We start from the raw sequence: 18,706 nt of genomic DNA on the forward strand, positions 1-18,706 counted from the left end.
TTTAATCCTCTTGTTTAACTAAATCAGGATAGTCGTGTGCTGAAAAGCATTCGACCTTCGCTCCTTTATGAATCAGTAAAGATATAAATGCATTCAGATCGTCGTCTGAAGATATGATTATCTTTGAACCTTTTCTTTCGAGGCGTTGGTCATACATAAATTGCGCTAATTGTTGGGGAGAAAAACAAAACAGATTTTGCTTGCCAAGGAACTCAAGCACGTCATCACCATATCTATCTGCATCCACGTCAAAATTCGATTCATCACTGCATAAAAAAGAACTAATCGTTGATACTAATTGCTCAAAATTTTCAGCCTTTTCTGCATCCTTGAACTCACCAACGATTACTAGATTTAAAGAGTGCTCCGCACCGTAGCCCTGCCAAATTTTCATTCGAATTCAACCCTTATAGTATTTGTTAACTGACGATAAGCATTAGTGAGAGAACCACCACCTATAGGAACGCCATTCTTGTCAAACGAACTCAGCTTGAAAACACCTGACGCGTCTATATGCGCAAAGCCTTGCAGGTCGCTCTCTTTCTGAAGGCCGATAGCAGTGACAAATTGATTTTTGTAATCAGAGCTTATAGATACCCTCATACTTTTTGTCGTTGAGCTTCGACTGTCGACAATTTCTTTTAATTTACTTAGTGTTACATCATCGATTTTTTTACCGAACCCCACTGGTACCTCTGGTAAAATCAGAAACTCATCAGCACCTAGCTCCTTGCACAGTTCCAAGGCATTTGGTAAGTCGTCAATAGTTTTACTGTTAACTACGTAATTTATCCCAAATGGGATACGCCCTTTCAATAATTCTAAATTGCTTAACAGCTGCTTAAATGGTCTCTTCCTTATAGACTCATAATTACTATAAGTTCCATCCATACTTACTCGAATAAAGTTCACATGACTTTTTAGCTGAGATATTAGTTCAGGAGTTAAACTATGACCATGCGTTGTAAAGCTAATTGCTAGCTTGGTTTCTTCTTGTCCAAACTGGCAAAGTTCAACCAAGCCTTCATGCAATGTTGGCTCACCTCCACCAAAGCCGATACCAAACACACCCATACTATCCATTTCAAGCAACCAATCTTTTACTCTACTTTTATCCAGAGTTGAACGATGCTTCGGCGCATAACAATGCGCACACCTCAAGTCACAGTCATTAGTAAGTGCGATAGAAACCTGCCTAGGACTAGGAGTCCAATCGGACTCAGGTGGGATTTCATCATCTAGAAGTATGTTAAGTCCATTTTGGCGGCTAAATAAGTGGACACCATCAGGCCCCTTTCTAATTTTTAACTCGTTGTGTTGGGTAACATCATTTTTATTCTTTATATACAAAGTTTATCCAATACCTTAAATGGTTAGATCGCAGTGCAATATCAGCAGAAGATGAAACTGAATCGCTACCGACAGAGTAGTCACTCTGTAGCATTACTAAAATTTGGTCAACTTTAAGCTTGCAGAATTAGTTACCAGTAGCACGGATAAAACGAAAAGGGACAAAAGCTTCTTAGCTTTTAACTCTGAATCCACACCAAATAAAGTCAAATCGAAGAGGCGTTAGAGATAGGTGTAAGGGCGGTTTTGGCCTTCGAAATCATGGATGATTTCGCAGAGCCCACACGGACGTGCTTGAACAACGTCTATGCCTAAAAGCCAGTTCGGCATCCATGCCTCTCGTTCGTAAGCACGAAGCTATGCTTCACTCACCGAGCCAAAAGAGCGCTTGCACATAAAGCCTGCGGCAGGCTATTAATTGCCATTAAGGTGCGTTTTCATAGCACATCAATAAATGAAAATTCAGCATAACGCTGCTCAAGTAAACTTAAAAAAAATGACAAGCCTTCATTTCAAGGCCACCAAACTTTGGGGCAAAACTGAGTTAGCTTTCTACTCGCCACTCACACCAAATGCAGCTTAATCGAAGAAACGTTAGAACCCAAGTGTAAACGCGACTGCGGCCTTTGCCAGCAGGGATGCTGGCGTAGAGCCCACAAGGATGTGCTTGCGGTGTGTCGCAGAAGTGTTTGCACATGAGGTCGTTCCTTCACATCCCTGTGATCACGACATTGGTGCTGCCATGCACAGCACCTGCGGTAGGCAATTAGCTAAAGCGGGTTAACGCTTAATGAACTCTCACCGCAGGTGGTAGGTAGCCATGAAGGTGCGACCTTCAAAATCAACCTCGTTTTCCCGAGGCAAAAAAAAGCACTTTAACTTCACTCAAAGTTAAAGTGCCAATCACAAGCAAACCTTTGCAGTATGCCTAACGGTTAGGCTTCAAAGCTGTTTAAGATCCCCATGGCGGCATCGCGGCCTTCGGCAATCGCGGTGACGACCAGATCAGAGCCGCGTACCATATCGCCACCAGCAAACACTTTTGGATTACTGGTTTGAAAGGGGTTATCGGCCACCTTGGGCGCGACCACCAATCCCCACTGATCCAGTTCTACACCGTGATCAGCCAGCCAGCTTGCTGGGCTAGGCTGAAAACCAAAGGCGATGATAATGGCATCGGCCTCAATCAGTTTTTCGCTGCCTTCGATAGGCTGTGGACGGCGACGACCTGAATCGTCGGGCTCACCAAGTTGCGTCTCGACGCACTCGATGGCGCACACCACCCCGTTTTCGGTCTTAATGGCGGTCGGTTGACGGTTGAACAGGAAGTTAATGCCCTCTTCGCGGGCGTTTTGCACTTCGCGGCGAGAACCTGGCATGTTTTGTTCATCACGGCGATAGACACAAGTGACCTCACTGGCGCCTTGACGTATGGCGGTGCGCACGCAATCCATGGCGGTATCGCCGCCACCGAGCACTACCACTTTTTGCCCAGCAAGGCTCAAATATGGCGATTCGCTCGACTCTGTCCCCATGATGTGGTGAGTGTTACCGATAAGATAGGGCAGGGCTTGATAGACGCCTTGGGCATCTTCATTCTCCAGCCCTGCTTGCATCGCTGTATATGTCCCCATGCCAAGGAATACGGCGTCGTACTGGTCGAGCAGGCTATCGAAGCTGATATCTTCACCGACCGTGATACCAAGTTTAAACTCGATCCCCATCCCTTCAAGCACCGAGCGGCGAGTCGCCATGACCGCTTTGTCCAGTTTAAAGGCGGGAATACCATAGGTGAGCAGGCCACCAATTTGCGGGTTCTTGTCATACACCACAGCTTGTACGCCATTACGGGCAAGAATATCTGCACACCCAAGCCCAGCAGGCCCTGCGCCAATGATCGCTACGCGCTCAGGGCGGGCGGTCACCTTACTCATGTCTGGGCGCCAGCCTTGGGCGATGGCGGTATCGGTGATGTATTTTTCAACGTTACCTATGGTGACAGCGCCAAACTCATCGTTGAGGGTGCAGGCGCCTTCGCACAGCCTGTCTTGTGGGCAGACTCGACCACAGATCTCGGGCAGGGTATTGGTTTCATGGACTAATTCTGCCGCTTCTAAAATGCGTCCCTGCTGCGCCAGTTTTAACCAGTTAGGAATATAGTTGTGCAGTGGGCACTTCCACTCGCAGTAGGGATTACCACAGTCGAGACAGCGGTCGGCTTGCTCGACGACTTGTGGCTGCGCGAACGGCTGATAGATCTCGATAAACTGGGTCGCGCGCTTTGCCGCTTGGTGTTTTGTCGGATCTTTACGGCCTACTTCAATAAATTGAAAGTCATTGCTCATTTGAAGTTACCCCGCTACTACTGAAAGTGCTGTATCCGATTGCTCGAGTCGTAACAGATCATTAAGCGCGATATTTTTCGGCTTAACCAATACGAAGCAGTCGATCCAGTTTTCAAAATCATTTAATAACATCTTAGCGTGTTCACTGCCGGTTTCAGCCAAATGTTCTTCGATCAGGCCTTTAAGATGTTGCTGTTGAATGGGTGAGTCGACCTTATGGGTGTCGACCATGTCGGTATTCACGCGGCGGTTGAAGTGGCCGAAGCGATCAAACACGTAGGCAAATCCGCCGGTCATCCCCGCGCCAAAGTTAACTCCAGTCTTACCCAGCACCAAGACTATGCCGCCGGTCATGTACTCACAACCGTTATCGCCAACGCCCTCGACGACGGCAATGGCGCCAGAGTTACGTACGCCAAAACGTTCACCCGCTTGGCCTGCGGCAAACAGCTTACCGCCGCTAGCACCGTAGAGGCAGGTGTTACCGATAATGACGCTCTTTTCGCTTTGGAACATGCTACCAATAGCCGGATAGATGGTGATCTTGCCACCAGACATACCTTTACCAACGTAATCGTTAGCATCGCCACACAGATTGAGCGACAGCCCAGGGGCGTTCCATACCCCAAAGCTTTGGCCTGCACTGCCGCTAAAGTTGAGCTTGATGGGGGCTTTAGCCCCTTTAAGGCCAACGGTCGTGGCAATATGGCCTGAAAGTGCGGCGCCTACAGAGCGGTCGGTGTTGTTGATCTCAAAGCGGCCTTCAAAAGATTCGCCTTGCTCAACCGCCGTTTTAGCGGCTGTCACAATCGCTTGGTTGAGTTCGCCTTTATCCGCGGTTGGGTTGATCTCCTGCCACGTGAGTGCGCAACCTGCGGGCACGACGGGTTTATGTAAAATGGCCGACAGATCTAACTGTTGTTGCTTAGGTGTTGTGCCTTCAAGGGCACTGAGCCAGTCGCTACGGCCGACAAGTTGTTCAAATTCGGTGACGCCTAAGGCGGCCATCCATTCACGAATTTCTTGGGCCATAAACTCAAAGTAGGTCATCACCCGCTCTGGCAAGCCGTGATAGTGGTTATCTCGCAGCTGTTTATTTTGGGTGGCAACACCGGTCGCGCAGTTGTTTAGGTGGCAGATACGCAGGTATTTACACCCTAGCGCTATCATGGGCACGGTACCAAAACCAAAGGTTTCAGCCCCGAGCAGTGCCGCTTTAATCACATCGGTGCCGGTTTTGAGCCCGCCATCGACTTGGAGACGAATTTTATGGCGTAAGCCATTAGCCACCAGCGACTGATGCACTTCGGCGAGCCCTAGTTCCCATGGACTACCAGCATATTTCACCGAAGTGATCGGGCTGGCGCCGGTACCGCCATCGTAGCCAGAGATGGTGATCATATCGGCGTAGGCTTTAGCAACCCCGGTGGCAATGGTGCCCACGCCGGGTTCTGATACCAGTTTGACCGAGATCATCGCCTTAGGGTTGATCTGTTTTAGGTCGAATATCAGCTGCGCCAAATCTTCAATCGAGTAGATATCATGATGCGGCGGCGGTGAAATCAGTGTGACACCTGGGCGGGCATTACGCAGCGCGGCAATTTCGACACTGACCTTATCACCCGGTAGCTGTCCACCTTCACCGGGCTTAGCGCCTTGGGCGACCTTAATTTGTAGCACTTCGGCGTTAACTAAGTAGTGCGCGGTCACGCCAAAACGCCCTGAGGCAATTTGTTTAATGGCTGAGTTGCGCTCCGAGTTAAAGCGGCGTGGATCTTCGCCGCCTTCGCCAGAATTTGAGCGACCACCAAGACGATTCATGGCGACGGCTAGCGCCTCATGAGCTTCTGGGCTGAGCGCGCCGATACTCATGGCGGCGCTGTCAAAGCGTGGGTAGAGGGTTTGTGCCGCTTCGACGGTATCGATATTGACCGGGTTTTGGCTGGCGTTCACTTTCAACAGGTCACGCAGGGTCGCCACGGGTCTGTCATCCACCAGTTGGGTAAAGCGTTTATATCCTTGGTAATCCTTATCGCGTAAGCAGGCTTGCAGGGTGTTGACCACATCAGGGTTGAAGCAGTGGTATTCGCCGCCTTCAACATACTTAAGCAGGCCGCCTTGAGGCAGCGGTTGATGTGGTTGAAACGCCCGTTTTTGCAGCTTCTGTTGATCTTGTTCTAACAGGTCAAAGTCAGCGCCTTCGATACGGCTAATGACGCCATTGAAGCACAAGTCGACCACGCTTGATGATAAGCCTACCGCTTCAAACTGCTGACTGCAGCGATAAGAGCCTACTGTGCTGATGCCCATCTTAGACATGATCTTACGCAGGCCTTTGTCTATGCCGTGGCGGAAGTTGAGCATTAAGCGCTGGGTTTCGCTGATCCCACGGGTCGCGGCCAGTGCTGAGATACTCTCGTAGGCCAAATAGGGGTAGATGGCAGTGGCCCCAAAGCCAAGCAATATCGCAAAATGATGTGGATCGCGCGCCGATGCGGTTTCAACAATGATGTTAGTGTCGCAGCGTAAGCTGTTGTCGACTAATACCTTTTGTACTGCGCCTACCGCCATGGCGGCCGGGATCACTTGCTTGCGCTTGTCGGTGGCTCGGTCTGATAAAATCAGCAGCGTGGTGCCGGTGCGGGCTAAGCGCTCGGCTTCATCGCAGATGCGAATGATGGCGGCTTCTAGCCCCTCTGACAGATCATAATTAAGGTCAACGGTCTTGGCGCGATAGTTACTTGAGTCTAAGGCTAATAGCTGATTAAAATCACTAAAGAGTAAAATAGGCGAGTTAAACATCACTCGATAGGCATGGCCTGTGGTTTCGTTAAACAGGTTTTGTTCGCGGCCAATACAGGTGGCAAGCGACATCACATGCTTTTCGCGCAGGGGATCGATGGGTGGATTGGTGACCTGAGCAAACTTTTGCCTGAAATAGTCATACAGGGTGCGTGATTGCTTCGATAACACCGCCATTGGGGTGTCATCCCCCATGGAGCCTGTGGCCTCTTCGCCTTTATCGGCGAGCACCCAAATCACCTGCTCGAGCTCTTCGCGGGAATAACCAAATTGCTTTTGGTATTGCACTAAGGTGTCGGCTGAAAACTCGCAAACCCCTTGGGCTTCGGCGGGCATCTGCTCGGCGGGGATCAAGGTTTGGCTGTTTTTGGCCATCCACTCTTTATAGGGATGACGACGCTTGAGATCGTTATCAATTTCAAATGAGGAGTAGAGCTGACCGTTAAGGGTATCGAGCACCAATAGCTCACCTGGGCCTACGCGGCCTTTTTCGACCACTTCGTCGGGGGCGTAATCCCAAATACCTATCTCAGAGGCGAGGGTTAAAATACGATCTTTGGTGATCACATAGCGCGAGGGGCGCAGACCATTACGGTCGACGGCGCAAGCCGCGTGACGCCCATTGGTCATGACGATGCCAGCCGGGCCATCCCAAGGCTCCATATGCATGGAGTTAAAGTCGTAAAACGCCTTGAGCTCATCATCCATCTCTGGATTACTCTGCCAAGCGGGTGGGATAAGTAAGCGCATGGCGCGGTACAGATCCATGCCGCCAGCTAATAGCATTTCGAGCATATTATCCAGTGAGGAGGAGTCTGAGCCAGTCTCGTTGACAAAGGGCGCCGCTTGCTGCAGATCGGGCAGCAAAGGCGCATTAAATTTATAAGCGCGCGCTCGTGCCCATTGCCTGTTACCCGTAATGGTATTGATTTCGCCGTTGTGGGCTAAATAACGAAACGGTTGTGCCAATGGCCACTTGGGTGAGGTATTGGTTGAAAAGCGTTGATGGAATAGGCAGATAGAGCTTTGCAGGCGGATGTCGGCCAGATCTGGGTAGAAGGCCGGCAGATCTGCTGGCATCATTAACCCTTTATAGACGATGACTTGGCCTGAAAGGCTGGCAACATAAAAATCTTTGCAGTCGCTCATCTGCTGTTCAAGCCGGCGACGCGCCATATAGAGGCGTCGTTCTAAATCTTTTTCACGCCAGCCGATAGGGGCATTAATTAACACTTGCCAGATCTGTGGCTGGCTCGCTTGGCCAATCGGGCCTAGTACGTCGGCATCAACCGGGACTTCACGCCAACCGGCAACACTTAAGGTTTCTTTTTCTAATTCACGTTCGAGTAAGTGTTTGGTTTGTGTTGCTAGTTGTTCATCTTGGCTTAAAAACAGCATACCTACTGCGAATTTACGGCTAAGGTGCCAGTCATTTTCAGCGGCAATGGCTTCGAAAAATTTAATCGGAAGTTGCATAAGCAAACCACAGCCATCACCTGTACGGCCGTCTGCAGCAATACCACCGCGATGTTTCATACGGTCGAGACCGTGGATCGCAGTTCGTACTATTCTATGGCTGGCTTCGCCATCCATCTGGGCGATTAAGCCAAAGCCACAGTTATCCCGTTCAAAACTGGGGTGATACAAGCTCATATAAAAACTCCCTAATACTACTAACTAAAACACGTCGGGGAAGTTACGATTGCTATACACCCGAATCAACCAAATTAACTTTAGCCTGATAAAAGGTCAATTCAAATTTATGCATAAAAGTGGGTTGGGTGGTGGTGGTTTACCCGCGTAATTATGCAACCTTACGTTAACGTAAGCTGTGCATCGCTTGCTATAACATTATGAATAAAAACAATTTTGGTTTTGGGTTTGTTTTTGGTTTACCAAAATTTAACAATCTGGCGGGTGGGTTTTATTTTTGGGAAAGTGATTTTTATTGCAGGTGTGATGAATTATTTAACAGATCTTGGCTGTGGTTAACACTTTGACCGTTTTAGCATGTGACATGTCGCTCGTTTGTGATTGTGGGAAATAATGCAATGAGGCTTGTTTGAGGTAGGCCAAGGTTTATTGTATTGGGATTCGCTAAAATACCGCCCCATTTATTGATAGAGACAACCTTGTGGGACTAGATAGCTTCGTAAATACCTTTGGGGTGCAGTGCCGACAAAAGTATGGCCAGCGATTAAAAAAATTAACCATAGACGCTAAGTTTACCTGCCCCAATCGTGATGGGTCACTTGGGCGTGGTGGTTGCACCTTCTGTAATGTGGCTTCGTTTAGCCACGAACATGGAACCGTAGAGACTATCGCCGAGCAGTTAGCCCAGGGGCGTACGCGTGCTCAGGGGAAGTCATCAAAGTTTATCGCTTATTTTCAAGCCTATACCAGTACGTATGATGAATATAAGGTGCTTAAGCAAAAGTATGATGAAGCGATAAAAGAGCGTGATATTGTCGGTCTGTGTGTTGGGACGCGACCAGATTGTGTACCTGATGAGGTGATTGAACTGTTGGCGCAATATCAAGGCCAAGGGCTTGAGGTTTGGTTAGAATTGGGGTTACAGAGCGCCAATCCAGCAACCTTAAAACGGATTAACCGTGGCCATGGTTTCGATGAATATCAGGATACCGTGCAACGTGCAAGACGAGCGGGGCTTAAGGTGTGCACTCATCTGATTTTAGGCTTGCCCGGAGAAACCCATGAGGATTATGTCACTACCCATAAGGCCGTGCTTGCCGCTGGTGTTGATGGATTAAAGTTACACCCACTGCATATTGTCGAGGGCAGTACTATGGCCAAAGCATGGAGAGCGGGGCGTTTACCGCTGCTGTCTCAGGCAGAATATGCTCATAGTGCGGCGGAGCTGATCCGTTTCACCCCACAGGATATCGTGTTTCATCGGGTGACCGCTTACGCTAAAAAACCTATGTTATTGGCACCGGACTGGTGTGGTTTTCGCTGGGATGGGCTAGTCGCTATCGTCGATGACTTAGCCAAGAATGGTGGCCAAGGGCATTATTTGTCGCAAGCATAAAAGTGTTTATATTCACTTTAGTCTTCATGCCGCTGCCCAATAACGTGAGTCAGTCGCTCAATATTGGGCCAGCTATGTGTATCTAGTTAGGTTATTAGCTAAGGCCTGTTTGCATAATTTGCGCGTTAACGGCAATGTTTATGCAATAGCTTTAACGGCTTGTTGCGCAAGTGTTAATTGCGGTGTTTTTTTCACGTCATCTGCTTCAAGTTGGTTGCGCAGGCCATAATTGGCGGTATTATGAAGTGAATGAACAGTATTAGAAAATAAGCATTAAATTTAAGAGGTGTCTAAATATGGCGACAGTTGAGTTAGAATCAATTTTAGATCTAAACACACTAGAGCAATACTGCAGCGCAATTGGTGCTAGCACCTTGCTTAAAAGTGTCGTCTTATTTGAGCAGCTCATGCCTGAGTATGTCGGCAACCTAGTCAATGCCAACGCTGCGCAAGATAAAGATACCTTATGCTCTGAAGCTCATAAATTTAAAGGCGCGGCCGGCTCTGTCGGTTTAAAGCGCATTCAAGAGTTTGCTCAGTTGCTGCAACATGGTGAGTCTCCTGAGTGGGCCGCTGGTCATGGTGCTTGGCTACAAGTGATTGTCGATAATGCCAGTGATGATTTAGCCCAGCTAAAACAGTATTTACAAGCTAAAGGCTAACCTTAGCCGATGAAAAAGCCCTCGATGAGTCATCATCGAGGGCTTTTTTTATGCTAAAAAATTGTCGATAGCGGCGATGTTCACAATTTGGGGGAAATACAGCAGCCATCTTGCGAGCGGTTATGTTAGATTAGACTTAAATTGAGTATTTGAATATAAACACAGGTTGGTAATCGATTTTATGAAACATTTACCGAGTCTTAAAAATCTCTACTATCTGGTGAATCTGCACCAAGAACAGAACTTTAATCGTGCGGCTAAATTGTGTCATGTCAGTCAGTCGACGCTCTCTAGCGGGATCCAAAATTTAGAAGAGCAGCTAGGGCATCAACTGATTGAGCGAGATCATAAGTCGTTTATCTTTACCGCGATAGGTGAAGAGGTGGTATTACGCTCGCGTAAATTACTGACCGATGTAGATGATTTGGTCGAGCTGGTTAAGCATCAAGGTGAGCCAATGACGGGGGAAATTCGTCTAGGATGTATTCCGACCATCGCGCCGTTTCTACTCAGTCGAGTCGTCAAACATTGTCAGGCTAGTTATCCTAATTTAACCCTATTTTTAAAGGAAGATACCACTGAGCGTTTGCTCGATGCTTTGGGGAAGGGAGAGTTAGATTTATTGCTGTTGGCTTTACCTGCCGACACCAGTGGTTATCACAGTATGAAGGTGGGAATCGATCCCTTTAAGCTGGTGATGCACCGCGAGTTATCATCTGATATTACCCAGCCGATAGATTATAAAACACTACCCGATGAGAGTATTTTCTTGTTGCAATCGGAGCACTGTATTACTGGACATGCGATTAGTGCGTGCCGCTTGGGAGATAGTGATAAGATAAACCCGTTTGCGGCGACCAGTTTACATACGCTAGTGCAGATGGTGAACAGTAAATTAGGCACGACATTTTTGCCTCAAATGGCAATCGATGCGGGTATTTTAAAAGATACCGATTTACTCGCCATGACGCCACCTGGTGAAGCGCCCTATCGTGATATTGGTTTGGTATGGCGACAAACTTCGAGCCGTATTATGACTTTTAGAACCTTAGGCAAGGCAATTGAAAACTTACTGGCACCACCGCAGCCGTAAACTAGCTCTTTGAGCCTCGAGGGGAAACACCAAACACTTCTATAGAGTGTTGTTTCCCCTTCAGTTTTATTGGGCCTAAGTGATTAAATTCATAGCTACTTTCGCCAATGTCTAATTGAGAATGCAGTGCACCTGATATCAACATACGTTGTCCAAGTGGGTTACATTGGTCTTGGAGTCTGGCAAGAGTATTGAGTACATCACTGAAGAAGCTGATCTCCTGTTTTTGCACCCCCACCACAGCCGCTACAACTTGACCGCAATGAGCGGCAGCCTTAAATTTAGGCACAAAACCATACTGGTCTTCAAAATATTGGCGTTGCCAATTGAGCTGCTGGCTGAACTCATAATAGATATTGAAACTGCGATCGTGAACGATACCTTCCTCTAATGGCCAGTAGATGAGCACCGCATCACCCATATAGCGATAAATTTCGGCATCATTGTTGATAACTGTGTCCGATAACAGGCTAAAGCAATCTTGAATAAGGCGGCTAAAACGATAATCGCCCAGCGACTCGGCATGGGTCGTGGAGGCGACCATATCTAAGTATAAAAACAGCCGTTGTTCATATCGAGGGCGATGGTATTTACCTAAACCGATATTGAGCAGTACCTTAGGGCCAACCAAGAGCGCCATCTGTTCGATAAAGGCTAAGCCAACACGTACGGCGACAAGGTAGATGATTAAGGCTTGAAAGGATGGACTATAGAGAACATGGGCCGTGAGCATTTGCCGCAGAGTGGCCATATGATTTTCTATGGCCCACATATTTAGGTATTGTGTTATATAGGCCAGTGTCGTTGCACCGAGCAATAAAAACAATCCTTTAAAGATAACAGAAAACAGATAGGGCAAGCGGTTGATGGCGCTAAATTCAGCAATGATGTTTGACATCCAATGCAAGCTGCCAAAAATAATGCCCATATAAATCGCTAATGTTGCAAGATCGGCACTACCCACAGCCCATTGCGGTAACTCTGGGGTTTGGGCATAGCGAAAAAAGACAAAGGCCGCCATAGCGATTGTCCAAGCGAATATGGCAAAAATGAGCTTCTTTGCTTGTCTGCGCGCTCTCACGGTAAAGAATAAACCCTAATACTACTTATATCTCAGAATGCGCTAGTGTATAGAAAACCGACCTACAATTTCCAGTGATATTTGTGATCTAAGTCAAATGAAGTTGAGTTGTACTAAAAAAGCCTGTGTCCAAATGCAGTATTAGATAGGTGGCATCTATTATTGACTGTTTTATGTGCTTATTTGTGGTTTACTAAATTAGTATAAGTTGCTGCAGAGCTTGTTGGCTCTACACCTTCGCTGAGCAGTGTTGATTGTGGTTATGTTTTGTCAGCCTTACTCTTTGTGCCAGTAATTCGGCACTTTACTTGTCCATAACTTACTTTTCGGATAATCCGGATAAATAGTTATTGAGTATCTGTTGGGTGAAGGGGATTTTTAAATAAAACCCTCTTGGATTCGTTAGCTTAATCTTGCCATCGGCTGCAATGCTTTGGGTCATGGAACGACTGTTGGCACCTTTCGGGCGCAGTTGTAACACTTCGCCGTGACGTGCGGTTATCTGTTCGACTTTACCTAACGCAATTAATTCCATTATCTCTTCCCAGTCCTGACGGATCTGAGCGAACTCTTGTACAGAAGGGGTCCATAGAATAGGCATACCGATTTGCCTATCGCCAACAGGTTTGGTTCGTATTCCTTCAACTGGGATCCACAACACTCGTTGCAGTTTGTGAAACACCAGGCTTTGTTGCCAACTGAGTCCCTGAATATTAACCAGTGGCGCCACGGTAACGTAAGTGGTCTCCATCGGCTTACCCATTTCATCTACCGGAATGGTTTTAAGCTCGACGCCTAGGTGCAGAAAGTCTTGTTCAGGCTTAGAGCCTGCCATTGCGCCCAGTTCATGTTCGATAAGTTGGCCAATCCAACCTTTATCTCGCTTGAGATCAGTCGGCACGCAAATATGATGTAACTCTGCCAGTTGGCCTAGGGTTAACCCTGCCATGTCTTGGGCACGTTGCATCAGTTCATTTAGTGTTTGTGGCGGGCGTGGTGTGTTGGTCATGGCTCGATTTTACTGTACTTATATCATTTAGCCAACGCGGTTAAAAACTGCTCGCTGACATCTTTGTGAAGTGGATTTAAATGGCTTTCAGCTTAAGTTGTTGATTTTAATTGTTTTGCTGTTTTTTTATTTTCTGTTAAAGCGGCGCGTAATTCGCCTACCAAGTTCTTTCCCAGCGTTTCCAACATGGTTATCCACAGAAATATTGGATAACTCTGGTTTTAAATTTTTAATTGCTAAGTATTTGTCCCTGTCAAGCCTAGTAGACCGTACTCTATCGCCAAATTTGATAACCTTATACTTTTGCCTGTGTATAACCTTAATCATGGTAGCGCTCCTGTATGGTAAATTATTATTTTGGTTAAAATGTGTTCTGTTTTTATGTGTCACTCTGATTAAAAATGGTTAATGTGTTTTATGTTGTTTTTAATCAGTTGCTTATGGTTTGCTGCTTTGGTGCGAATAAGGCTGCAATTTCAGTCTTAGCTGATTGTAATAACATTTTTAACTGAGTTTCAAACAGAGATATCCACAGATTTTGTGGATATCATCGCGTGTTTTTTACCGCCTCTGTTGATAAAAATAAATATTTGGGTTTTTTATCCAAATAATATCTGTTATTAGGCAATTGCCTAGGATCTCACTTTGTGAAACAATCGATCCATTAAAATTTGATATTTGGAGTCCATGTGATTGATAGTGACGGCTTTCGTGCAAATGTAGGCATCATTATCTGTAATCGCTTTGGGCAGGTTATGTGGGCTAGAAGATTTGGTCAGCATTCCTGGCAATTTCCACAAGGTGGCGTTGATGAAGGCGAAAGTGCCGAGCAAGCCATGTATCGGGAGTTGTATGAAGAGGTTGGGTTAAAAGCTGAGCATGTGCAAATTTTAACTTCAACTCGTTCCTGGTTGCGTTATAGATTACCGAAACGGTTAATTAGGCAAGACAGTAAACCTTTGTGTATCGGCCAGAAGCAAAAATGGTTTTTGCTACAATTAAAAAGCCAAGAGTCAGCTATTGACTTGGGCGCCAGCGGTCACCCAGAATTTGATGATTGGCGTTGGGTGAGTTACTGGTACCCTGTGAGACAGGTTGTGTCGTTTAAGCGAGATGTTTATCGAAAAGTAATGAAAGAGTTTGCCCCAACGGCCTTGCCGTTTCAGACGCAAGAGCCTTCCCACAGTGGCAGAAGACGAGGTCGCCGCAGGTAGAAAATAGCATAAGGAGATCAAGTCCGTGTTAAAAACGCTTAGAGACATAACTCAGGCTGTCGCAGCTGCCGACGATCTCCAATCTGCTTTATCCCTATTGGTGAGCCAAACTAAATCTGCCATGGCAACCCAGTGCTGCTCTATTTACATTCTTGAAGACAATCAATTAGTTCTCTCTGCTACCGACGGCCTAGATCCGCGCGCCGTCGGACAGGTTAAAATGCGCCTGACCGAAGGGTTGGTGGGGCTTGTCGCCGAACGCGAAGAGCCTGTCAACCTTGCGGATGCACAGTTACATCCCCGTTTTAAGTTATTTTGCGAAGTCGATGAAGAAGATTTTCGTGCCTTTCTTGCTGTTCCCATTATTTATCAAAAATTGATCTTAGGTGTGCTGGTCGTGCAGCAGGCCGATGCGCGGCAATTTAGCGAGGCGGAGGAAGCATTTTTAATGACCCTTGCTGCACAGTTAGCTATGGCCGTTAGGGAGCAGCGTAAGAAAGCCGAAGTCAAGTTGACACCTAATAAGTGTGTGTATACAGGGGTGCCTGCGGCCGATGGGGTTGTGATTGCGAATGCCATGGTGATTGGTGGCGATATTGCTTTAGAACAGCGCGATGAGCTGAGCAGTGATATTGCCGCTGAACTCGCCTTACTCGACAACGCTCTTATCACCTGCCGTAACGCCTTGAGCGTGCAATCTCAGCGTTTTGATGGTGAGAACGAGAAAGAGGTACAGTCAATCTTTACTGCCTTATTGTTACTGCTTGATGATAGTAGTTTGGGCGGTGAATATGTGCGTGAGATCCAAGCTGGTTGGAGCGCCATATCTGCGGTAAGTCGAGTCTCTTTACGTTATATCGAGCAATTTTTACAGATGCAAGATCCCTACTTACAAGAGCGAGCCAGTGATATTCGTGACCTAGGTCAGCGAGTATTAAGGGAGTTGATTGAACCGCAGAAAATGCATATCGAACTTGATGTGCCAGTGGTTTTGGTGACCAAAGAGGCCACTGTCACTATGTTGGCTGAATTTCCTGAGCATAAACTGGTTGGGATTGTGACCGAATTAGGCGGGGTGAACTCCCATGCGGCGATATTGGCTCGCGCATTTGGGGTGCCAGCCGTGATTGGCGTTGAAGGTATTTTAAATGCAGGTATCGACGGTAAGCTTATGATTCTTAATGGAAGTAGGGGGCAAGTGTTAGTGTCACCTACCCCCACTTTAATCAAAGAGTATCGTAGCCATATTGCCGCTGAAAAGGCCTTGCAAGACCGCTATGCTCAAGAGTTAGCTTTACCTGCCATTACCTTAGATGATACGCGAGTACATTTGTACCTCAATGCCGGTTTGCTTAGCAGTTTGGCCTCGGAGATTGCCGAAGGTGCAGATGGCATCGGTCTGTATCGCACCGAAATTCCGTTTATGTTACAGAGCCGTTTTCCCAGTGAAATGGAACAAACAGAGGTTTATCGACAAGTGCTTCAGGCTGCAGTCGATAAGCCGGTGGTGATGCGTACTTTGGATGTCGGTGGCGATAAGCCGTTGTCTTACTTTCCCATTATTGAAGATAATCCCTTTTTAGGTTGGCGTGGCATACGGTTAACATTAGATCATCCAGAGTTGTTTTTAGTGCAGTTACGGGCGATGCTCAATGCGGCTGGCTCGGGTGAGCAATTGCATATTTTGCTGCCAATGGTCTGTTGTCTTGACGAGATAGATCAGGCCATTGGTTATTTGGAACAGGCATATAGTGAGGTAAAGCAAGATGTTCATCCCGCATTAGTTAGGCCCAAAATTGGCATAATGCTTGAGGTGCCGGCGCTGTTATTTCAGCTTGAAGAGGTGGCGAAGCGAGTCGATTTTATTTCGGTTGGGTCTAATGATTTAACCCAATATTTGTTAGCTGTTGATCGTAATAATCCTAGAGTGAGTTCGCTTTATGATTGTTACCATCCAGGTATTCTTAGGGCGTTAAAGCGGGCGCGATTGGAGTGTGACCAATACCAGTTACCAGTGAGTGTTTGCGGTGAACTCGCAGGTGAGCCCATTGGCGTTATTTTGTTGGTCGCGATGGGATTCAATCAGTTAAGTATGAACCAAGGTAGTTTAGCCAAGATAAATTATCTTATTAGACGAGTTTCTTACACGGATTTAAGTGAACTATTAGTACAGGCGTTATCACAGTCTAATGGCGCCGAAGTGAGGCAATTAGTGACAGAGTTTCTTTCTCATCGACAGTTAGCCGAGTTTATCTAAAGGTTAATTGAATCATCTTAGCTGCTAAGCAGTAGATTTCAATCTAGGCTTTTTTGATTTAAGCTAATAGATATAGATGGGCTGAGCTGTAGAGATAAGATGTTAACCATATTTTTAAGTTGTGTGGCCCTCGGTGCATTTATTGGTTTTATGGCAGGACTGTTAGGGATTGGTGGTGGCATCATTGCCGTTCCCGTTTTACTCTATTTACTGCCCCAAACAGGCATTATGCCTGAGCATTTAACCCACGTGGCGATTGCAACCTCTCTGGCGGCAATTATCTTAACTTCTTTATCATCAGCACGTGCCCATCATCGCCTAGGTAATGTACCTTGGTCATTATTAAAAGTGATGTTGCCAGGCTTTGTGCTTGGGGCGTTATTGGCAGGCTTTATTGCGACTTTATTTGCGGCCGACACACTCAAGCAGGCGTTTGCCATCTTTGTTATTGTGATGGCGATCCAGATGATTTTTCCTTATAAAGTACCAACGACGACTCGGCCCTTACCCCATCGAGCCGTATTATTTAGTGTGTCATTTCTAGTGGCGATCATTGCCGCCTTAATGGGGATTGGTGGCGGCGTACTACTGGTGCCATTTTTATGTTGGTGCGGGTTACAGATCCGTCAGGCGATTGGGTTTTCGTCGGTAACCGGATTAACCATTGCGCTGTTTGGTAGTGTCAGCTATGTCATCGCAGGGTGGGGAGAGCCAGGGTTAACCGATTATACCTTAGGCTTCATTTATCTACCGGCTTTAATTGGTATCGTTTCTACTTCTATGTTGGCAGCTCCCTTTGGTGCTAAAGCTGCCAGTATTTGGCCAACGTCAAGGTTAAAGAAAATCTTTGCCGTACTATTGGTATTTATCGGGTTGAAGTTAGTACTTTAGTCCTGTAGTCACGATAGTCACGACCTAAAAATTAGTTATTATTTAAGTTTGTTGGTTAGCGATAACTAACTGTTATCTTATTAAAGTAGGGAACCATGAAACAGTATCTACAGCTATGTAACCGTATCATTGATGAAGGTGTTTGGGTTGAAAATGAGCGCACCGGAAAACGTTGTTTAACCGTGATAAATGCCGATTTGACGTATCGGGTCGATGCAAATGAGTTTCCGTTAATTACCACGCGTAAAAGTTTTTGGAAAGGCGCCATCGCTGAGCTTATCGGTTATATCCGTGGTTACGATAATGCAGCTGACTTTAGAAAGTTAGGCGCTAAAACTTGGGATGCCAACGCTAATGAGAATAGTGCTTGGCTCGATAATCCCCATCGTAAAGGTGTCGACGATATGGGACGCGTCTATGGCGTGCAGGGGCGAGCTTGGCGTAAACCCGATGGTGGTAGTGTCGATCAGCTGAAAAAAATTATTGATAATTTAAGTCGTGGCGTAGATGACCGCGGTGAAATTTTGAGTTTTTATAACCCAGGCGAGTTTCACATGGGCTGCTTACGTCCATGTATGCATACACATAATTTTTCTTTGTTGGGTGACACCCTCTACTTAAATAGCTTTCAACGTTCTTGTGATGTCCCTCTGGGGCTTAATTTTAATCAGGTGCAGGTGTTTACCCTATTAGCCTTAGTGGCGCAGATCACAGGTAACAAAGCGGGGACTGCTTACCATAAAATTGTTAATGCTCACATTTATGAAGATCAGCTGGAGCTAATGCAAACGGTACAACTTAAGCGTGAGCCATTACCATCACCACAACTTATTATCAATCCAGATATTAAATCGCTTCATGACTTAGAAACTTGGGTGACTATGGATGACTTTGAAGTGCATGGTTACCAACATCATGACGCGATAAAGTATCCATTTTCAGTATAATATTTC

13 protein-coding genes are annotated in these 18,706 nt (G+C 46.6%); 7 read left to right on the forward strand and 6 right to left on the reverse strand.

From position 1 onward, the window contains the following. Position 1: 1 nt before the first annotated feature. The 4 genes from AC5YBX_RS04130 to gltB all read right to left on the reverse strand — a co-directional run bounded on the left by AC5YBX_RS04130 (position 2) and on the right by gltB (position 8,150). A complete protein-coding gene (locus AC5YBX_RS04130) occupies positions 2–394 on the reverse strand; it encodes a DUF6375 family protein (protein ID WP_119978804.1) in 393 nt (130 codons plus the stop codon). After that, complete coding sequence (locus AC5YBX_RS04135; protein ID WP_119978805.1) at positions 391–1,350, reverse strand: radical SAM protein; 960 nt, start codon at positions 1,348–1,350, stop codon at positions 391–393. The genes AC5YBX_RS04130 and AC5YBX_RS04135 overlap by 4 nt, the downstream gene beginning before the upstream one ends. A 935-nt stretch (positions 1,351–2,285) precedes the next feature. Further along, a complete protein-coding gene (locus AC5YBX_RS04140; RefSeq protein WP_494519881.1) occupies positions 2,286–3,695 on the reverse strand; it encodes an FAD-dependent oxidoreductase in 1,410 nt (469 codons plus the stop codon). Between the two features lie 6 nt (positions 3,696–3,701). Next, positions 3,702–8,150, reverse strand: coding sequence for a glutamate synthase large subunit (gene gltB, locus AC5YBX_RS04145; protein WP_494524405.1), 4,449 nt, complete (start codon positions 8,148–8,150; stop codon positions 3,702–3,704). 481 nt (positions 8,151–8,631) lie between these two features. Between gltB and mnmL the strand changes: the two genes are divergently transcribed. The 3 genes from mnmL (at position 8,632) to oxyR (ending at position 11,301) form a co-directional block, all read left to right on the forward strand. After that, the gene (gene mnmL / locus AC5YBX_RS04150; protein WP_494519879.1) at positions 8,632–9,546 is read left to right on the forward strand and encodes a tRNA modification radical SAM protein MnmL/YtqA; all 915 of its coding nucleotides are present in this window, start codon (positions 8,632–8,634) and stop codon (positions 9,544–9,546) included. A 296-nt stretch (positions 9,547–9,842) separates the two neighbouring features. Further along, positions 9,843–10,208 (forward strand): Hpt domain-containing protein, encoded by a 366-nt coding sequence (locus tag AC5YBX_RS04155; RefSeq protein WP_494524406.1) that lies wholly within the window; start codon positions 9,843–9,845, stop codon positions 10,206–10,208. Between the two features lie 181 nt (positions 10,209–10,389). Beyond that, positions 10,390–11,301, forward strand: a complete 912-nt coding sequence (gene oxyR / locus AC5YBX_RS04160; protein ID WP_494519877.1) for a hydrogen peroxide-inducible genes transcriptional activator OxyR — start codon at positions 10,390–10,392, stop codon at positions 11,299–11,301. 1 nt (position 11,302) lies between these two features. Here oxyR and AC5YBX_RS04165 read toward each other — a convergent pair whose 3' ends face one another. Continuing rightward, positions 11,303–12,382 (reverse strand): adenylate/guanylate cyclase domain-containing protein, encoded by a 1,080-nt coding sequence (locus AC5YBX_RS04165; RefSeq protein WP_494519876.1) that lies wholly within the window; start codon positions 12,380–12,382, stop codon positions 11,303–11,305. A 319-nt stretch (positions 12,383–12,701) separates the two neighbouring features. Continuing rightward, entirely contained in the window at positions 12,702–13,391 is a 690-nt protein-coding gene (gene mutH, locus AC5YBX_RS04170; protein WP_494519875.1) for a DNA mismatch repair endonuclease MutH, read from the reverse strand. A 689-nt stretch (positions 13,392–14,080) separates the two neighbouring features. Between mutH and rppH the strand changes: the two genes are divergently transcribed. From rppH to AC5YBX_RS04190, 4 genes are all read left to right on the forward strand, one after another. Continuing rightward, on the forward strand, positions 14,081–14,605 hold the full coding sequence (rppH, locus tag AC5YBX_RS04175) for an RNA pyrophosphohydrolase (protein WP_494519874.1): 525 nt from the start codon (positions 14,081–14,083) through the stop codon (positions 14,603–14,605). Positions 14,606–14,630: 25 nt separating this feature from the next. Beyond that, positions 14,631–16,862 (forward strand): phosphoenolpyruvate--protein phosphotransferase, encoded by a 2,232-nt coding sequence (gene ptsP / locus AC5YBX_RS04180; RefSeq protein ID WP_494519873.1) that lies wholly within the window; start codon positions 14,631–14,633, stop codon positions 16,860–16,862. Between the two features lie 99 nt (positions 16,863–16,961). Continuing rightward, positions 16,962–17,753 (forward strand): sulfite exporter TauE/SafE family protein, encoded by a 792-nt coding sequence (locus AC5YBX_RS04185; RefSeq protein ID WP_494524407.1) that lies wholly within the window; start codon positions 16,962–16,964, stop codon positions 17,751–17,753. A gap of 95 nt (positions 17,754–17,848) precedes the next feature. Continuing rightward, a complete protein-coding gene (locus AC5YBX_RS04190) occupies positions 17,849–18,700 on the forward strand; it encodes a thymidylate synthase (RefSeq protein ID WP_494519871.1) in 852 nt (283 codons plus the stop codon). Positions 18,701–18,706 lie beyond the last annotated feature (6 nt).

Source organism: Shewanella sp. 492, assembly GCF_059338445.1.

Bases quoted from the DNA above. Each gene is read 5' to 3' on its own strand.
- AC5YBX_RS04130 (WP_119978804.1), bottom strand. From the start codon at position 394: ATGAAAATTTGGCAGGGCTACGGTGCGGAGCACTCTTTAAATCTAGTA.
- AC5YBX_RS04140 (WP_494519881.1), bottom strand. From the start codon at position 3,695: ATGAGCAATGACTTTCAATTTATTGAAGTAGGCCGTAAAGATCCGACA.
- gltB (WP_494524405.1), bottom strand. From the start codon at position 8,150: ATGAGCTTGTATCACCCCAGTTTTGAACGGGATAACTGTGGCTTTGGC.
- AC5YBX_RS04155 (WP_494524406.1), top strand. From the start codon at position 9,843: ATGGCGACAGTTGAGTTAGAATCAATTTTAGATCTAAACACACTAGAG.
- oxyR (WP_494519877.1), top strand. From the start codon at position 10,390: ATGAAACATTTACCGAGTCTTAAAAATCTCTACTATCTGGTGAATCTG.
- mutH (WP_494519875.1), bottom strand. From the start codon at position 13,391: ATGACCAACACACCACGCCCGCCACAAACACTAAATGAACTGATGCAA.
- AC5YBX_RS04185 (WP_494524407.1), top strand. From the start codon at position 16,962: ATGTTAACCATATTTTTAAGTTGTGTGGCCCTCGGTGCATTTATTGGT.
- AC5YBX_RS04190 (WP_494519871.1), top strand. From the start codon at position 17,849: ATGAAACAGTATCTACAGCTATGTAACCGTATCATTGATGAAGGTGTT.